General features: G+C 37.1%; 5 protein-coding genes. All 5 read left to right on the top strand.

The window, feature by feature from the left end:
* The first annotated feature begins 46 nt into the window (after window positions 1-46).
* Complete coding sequence (locus ASG21_RS06500) at window positions 47-820, top strand: ParA family protein (RefSeq protein WP_056077229.1); 774 nt, start codon at window positions 47-49, stop codon at window positions 818-820.
* 48 nt (window positions 821-868) lie between these two features.
* Window positions 869-1,759 (top strand): ParB/RepB/Spo0J family partition protein, encoded by an 891-nt coding sequence (locus ASG21_RS06505; RefSeq protein ID WP_056077231.1) that lies wholly within the window; start codon window positions 869-871, stop codon window positions 1,757-1,759.
* Window positions 1,760-2,404 carry a DUF5683 domain-containing protein gene (locus ASG21_RS06510; protein ID WP_056077233.1) on the top strand — a complete coding sequence of 215 codons (645 nt, stop codon included), beginning with the start codon at window positions 1,760-1,762 and terminating at the stop codon, window positions 2,402-2,404.
* 79 nt (window positions 2,405-2,483) lie between these two features.
* Window positions 2,484-3,185, top strand: coding sequence for a 4-hydroxy-tetrahydrodipicolinate reductase (gene dapB, locus ASG21_RS06515; RefSeq protein WP_056077235.1), 702 nt, complete (start codon window positions 2,484-2,486; stop codon window positions 3,183-3,185).
* 159 nt (window positions 3,186-3,344) lie between these two features.
* Window positions 3,345-4,988 carry a signal peptidase I gene (gene lepB / locus ASG21_RS06520; protein WP_056077236.1) on the top strand — a complete coding sequence of 548 codons (1,644 nt, stop codon included), beginning with the start codon at window positions 3,345-3,347 and terminating at the stop codon, window positions 4,986-4,988.
* Window positions 4,989-5,110: the final 122 nt, after the last annotated feature.

A 5,110-nucleotide genomic window follows, 5' to 3' on the forward strand; every position in this document is an offset into this window, starting at 1 on the left:
GCAAAGAAGAGAAAATTGTGTATTTTTGAGCCTTAAAGTTCTAATAATGGGTAAAATCATAGGGATCGCCAATCAAAAGGGAGGCGTTGGAAAAACAACTACCGCTGTAAATCTTGCAGCTGCACTGGGTGTTTTGGAAAAGAAAATCTTAATTATCGACGCTGATCCGCAGGCCAATGCTACGTCTGGTCTCGGGGTTGATGATGTGCAGTATTCTACCTATAACTTGTTGGAACACAGTGTGGATACAAGAACATGCATCAAACAGACGTCCACGCCGAATCTTGATATTGTACCTTCCCATATTGATCTGGTAGCAGCCGAAATCGAGCTTGTAGACAAGGTTAACAGAGAATACATGATGAAAAAAGCACTGCAGAGTGTGAAAGATGATTACGATTACATCATTATTGACTGTGCACCAAGTTTAGGTTTGATTACTGTAAATGCACTCACTGCCGCAGATTCTGTTATTATTCCAATTCAGTGTGAGTATTTTGCCTTGGAAGGTTTGGGTAAACTTTTAAATACCATTAAAAATGTTCAGAAAATCCACAACAAAGATCTTGACATTGAAGGATTGTTGCTTACAATGTACGACAGCCGTCTGAGACTTTCAAATCAGGTGGTGGAAGAAGTAAATTCTCACTTCCCTGAAATGGTTTTTGAAACAATCATCAGCAGAAATGTGAGATTAAGTGAGGCACCAAGTTTTGGAGAAAGTATTTTAAATTACGACGCAGAAAGCAAAGGTGCAATTCAGTACATTCAATTGGCTGAAGAAGTATTATTAAAGAACGAAAAATTAGTAAAAAACTAAATTGATTTTGATTCATTTGAGTCAACAGTCAATAATCATTTATAAAAAATGAAAGACAGAAAAAGAGCAATGGGTAGAGGGTTAGGCGCAATTTTGAGTGCTGAGTCCAAAGCGACAATCAACTCTGCAACTGACGAAGGTGCAGATAAATTTGTTGGTAATATCGTAGAGGTCGCTCTTGAAGATATCTACCCGAATCCTACCCAGCCAAGAACTTATTTTGACGAAAAAGCTTTAAACGAACTTGCGCAGTCGATCACGAATTTAGGGGTTATTCAGCCTGTAACTTTGAGAAAAGACGGTGAAAAGTTTGAAATTATTTCTGGTGAAAGACGTTTTCGTGCGAGTAAAATCGCGGGTCTAACTTCGATTCCTGCTTATATCCGTTTGGTAAACGATCAGGAGCTTCTGGAAATGGCTTTGGTTGAAAATATTCAGCGTGAAGATCTTGATGCGATCGAAATTGCATTGACCTATGAAAGGCTGATGGATGAAATTGGTCTTACTCAGGAAAATCTGAGCCAGAGAGTTGGGAAAGACAGAAGTACGATTACCAATTCGATCAGACTGTTAAGATTAAGTCCGGATATTCAGAATGCGATCAGAAGCGGCGAGATTTCTGCAGGTCACGGCCGTGCCATCATCAGTCTTGAAACTGAGGAGCATCAGCAGGTTTTGTTTGATTTAATTATCAAGGAAAAACTGAATGTGAGACAGACCGAGCAGGCTGCTTCAGCGATTAAAAACCCAAAAACTCCAGCCGCTAAAAGAGCTAAAGCAGAGCTTTCGAATAATTATAAAAGAGCTCAGAAAACCATTTCCGATATTTTGGATGTAAAAGTAGAAATTAAAACTACCGGAACAGGGAAAAAAGGGAAAATAGTTCTTGACTTTAAAAATGAAGATGAGCTTGAGTATATTTTGTCTCATATTAAATAAATGAAAAAAGTATTTTTAGCCTTTTTTATATTCATTTTCAGTCTGAGTTTTGCTCAGATTGTAACTCCAACAGATTCTCTGCGTCTCGATCATTATGCGAAAGACAGTATTCCTGCTGCGAAGCCGAAAAATGCTGCCAACGTGGTGTCGGAAATTGAAAAAGTAAATGCTCCGGCAAAAAAGAATGCCGTTAAAAAGCTGAATCCTACAAAAGCAGGTCTGTACTCAGCCGTTTTGCCGGGACTTGGACAGGTATACAATAAAAAATACTGGAAAGTTCCCATTGTTTTGGGTGCTGTAGGAACCGGTGCAGGAATTGCCATCTGGAATCAAAATCAGTATTTGAAATACAGAGAATATTTTATCGCAAAACTGAACGGAACACCCAATGAATTTGTCGATGAAAGACCTTATCTTGATGCTATAGCTTTAGGAAATGCACAGGATAGAATTAAAAGACAAAGGGATTATGCAATAGCCATCACAGGGTTAATTTACATTCTGAACATCGTAGACGCCGTGGTTGACGCGCATCTGTACGAAGGTAGAAAAGATCCGGATCTTACAATTGCTCCGGCAGTTATTTACGATGACTTCCGTACACAGCCACCGAAAACAGGTTTGGCTTTAAATTTTAGATTTTAAACAAAACAATACCTGATCGCCATTGAAATCGTTGGTTTCATTTGGCGATTTGATATTTTAAAAATAATAAACTTCAGACATGAAAATAGCATTAGTTGGATATGGTAAGATGGGAAAAATAATTGAGGAGATTGCTCAGAAGAGAGGTCATGAGATTGTAGCCCGTTTAAAGGAAACGCCAACTGCTGAAAACCTCAATAACCCTGATGTTGTAATCGAGTTTTCTGTTCCCGAAGCGGCTTTCAGCAATATTAAAGCCTGTCTTGAAAACAAAATTCCAGTAATATGCGGAACTACCGGATGGCTCGGAAAGAGAGAAGAGATCGACAGAATTGCCATTGAAAATGAAACTGCATTTTTATATGGGTCAAATTTCAGTTTAGGCGTAAATTTATTTTTTGCTTTAAATGAGAAATTAGCAGATTTGATGAAGAATGTTGATGAATACAATTGTCAGTTAGAAGAAATTCACCATATTCACAAAAAAGATGCTCCAAGCGGAACGGCTATTTCTATTGCGGAAGGAATTTTCAAAAATAATCCAAAATTTGATGCCTGGAAACTGGAGGAGACAAAAGATAACCAACTGGGTATTTTTGCAATTCGTGAAGATGAAGTTCCGGGAACACACAGCGTTTTTTACAAAAGTGAAGTGGATGAAATTGAAATAAAACATACCGCATTCAACAGAAATGGTTTTGCACTTGGAGCTGTGGTCGCTGCAGAATTTATTAAAGATAAACAGGGAATTTTTACAATGAATGATGTTTTAGGACTTTAATTCTGTAACAAATTTTGAATTATCATACTAATGCTGATGAAACATAAGTTGATAAAACTTTGTCAAAGTAAAAAAATACAGCTTTACAACTTTGACAAAGTGCAGAAATAATCATCCAAACAATCAGTTTTTAAACTAAAAATCATATTTAGAAAATATATGAATTACTTTTTAACCTACGCAGTTTACGTTCTCATTTTATCTGTATTGATGGGACTTTCCACTTGGAAACTGTTTAAAAAAATGGGATACAGTCCTGCTTTGGCATTTGTTCCTTTTTACAATTATTTTATTATTCTTAAAGAAACCAAACATCCTAAATGGTGGGCAATTCTGTCTTATCTTCCGATTGTTGGGCCGATTATGATGTCTGTTTTTCATATTTATCTAATGAAAAAATTTGGAAAGACTCTGGTGCAGCATCAGATTCTTACCGTGATTTTACCTTTCATTTATATGGCTTCTGTCAACTATTCGAAAGATGCAGAAATTGAGGATGAAGAGGCGAAAAATATGTTTCTGACTGATGAGGAGAAATCATTGAAGAAAAAAGATTCGTTTTTGGGATCAATTACTTTTGCTGTGGTTTTCGCAACGATTATTCACGTTTTTGTAACCCAACCTTTCGGAATTCCGACAGGATCTATGGAGAGAACTTTGCTTGTTGGGGATTTCCTTTTTGTGAACAAATGGAGCTATGGTTACAGAATGCCGATGCGTCCTTTGGCAATTCCTTTCCTTCAGGGAACGGTTTACGATTTTCAAAAAGACGGAAATCCTAAAAACGACGGAAAATCTTATGTTGACGGTGTAAAATTACCTTACGAAAGAATTTTTCAGTTTAACAAACCTCAGAGAAATGATATTGTAGTTTTCAATTATCCTCAGGATTCTGTACACACTGCAATCGACAGAAAAGATCCTTATGTGAAAAGATGTGTAGCTGTAGCTGGTGAAACTTTTGAAATGCGTGGCGGAAGACTTTTTGTCAACGGGAAACCTGAGATTGTTTTAGGTGATCAGGAACGACAACACAGATATATCGTCAAAACCAGCAGTCAGCTTGATGTTCCAGGATTGTACGATATTTACGGCTTTTTGCCTGTACAGGAAATTCAGGACGGTAGCGGATTTATGTACGCTTTTCAAGGTCTGACAGATAAAACTGCAGCTGAAATCAAAAAACTTCCTCAGGTAACTGAAATGAAGGAAGATATTATGCAAAAAGGTCAAGCAGCAATTGCATACAGAGATGAGAATAAAACAAAAATTGATACAACTCAATCTATTTTTCCTGTAAACAAAGCGTGGAACCAGGATTGGTACGGTCCGGTAAGAATTCCAAAAAAAGGCGATGTTGTGGCTATAAGCAAAGAAACTTTACCGATGTATCGCTGGATTATTTCTGAATATGAGCATAACAGCGTTTCAGAAAATAACGGTCAGATTTTGATTAACAATCAGCCTGCAACAAACTACACCATCAAACAGGATTATTATATGATGGTTGGGGACAACAGAGATGCGTCTTTGGATGCAAGGTTTTTTGGATTTGTACCTGAAGAAAACATCGTAGGAAAACCAATATTTACATGGATGAGTATTGAGGGGGCTTTTAGTGACTCAGGTTCATCGTATCAGGCAGACGGTTGGAGAATTCGCTGGGACAGAATGTTTAAGGCAACCAACACAGGTGATGCCAACAAAACGTCCTACTGGTGGATCGCAGCAATGATCTTAATTCTCTTCTTCGGCTGGGAGTATTTTGTGAAGCTTTTCAGAAAAAATAAGACAGAAGAATAATAAAATTTTTAATTAATAATTAGATGAAGTATTTGAAAAAGTACTTCATTTTTTCAATATAACAATGCAAAATATACTATTACCGGTATTTTATTTACCACCGATTTCATGGTTTTCAGAAT

The sequence above is a fragment of the Chryseobacterium sp. Leaf394 genome (genome assembly GCF_001424105.1).
Lineage (GTDB): Bacteria > Bacteroidota > Bacteroidia > Flavobacteriales > Weeksellaceae > Chryseobacterium.

Coding starts and splice junctions, on each gene's coding strand:
- ASG21_RS06500 (WP_056077229.1), top strand. CDS start 47: ATGGGTAAAATCATAGGGATCGCCAATCAAAAGGGAGGCGTTGGAAAA.
- ASG21_RS06505 (WP_056077231.1), top strand. CDS start 869: ATGAAAGACAGAAAAAGAGCAATGGGTAGAGGGTTAGGCGCAATTTTG.
- dapB (WP_056077235.1), top strand. CDS start 2,484: ATGAAAATAGCATTAGTTGGATATGGTAAGATGGGAAAAATAATTGAG.
- lepB (WP_056077236.1), top strand. CDS start 3,345: ATGAATTACTTTTTAACCTACGCAGTTTACGTTCTCATTTTATCTGTA.
- ASG21_RS06510 (WP_056077233.1), top strand. CDS start 1,760: ATGAAAAAAGTATTTTTAGCCTTTTTTATATTCATTTTCAGTCTGAGT.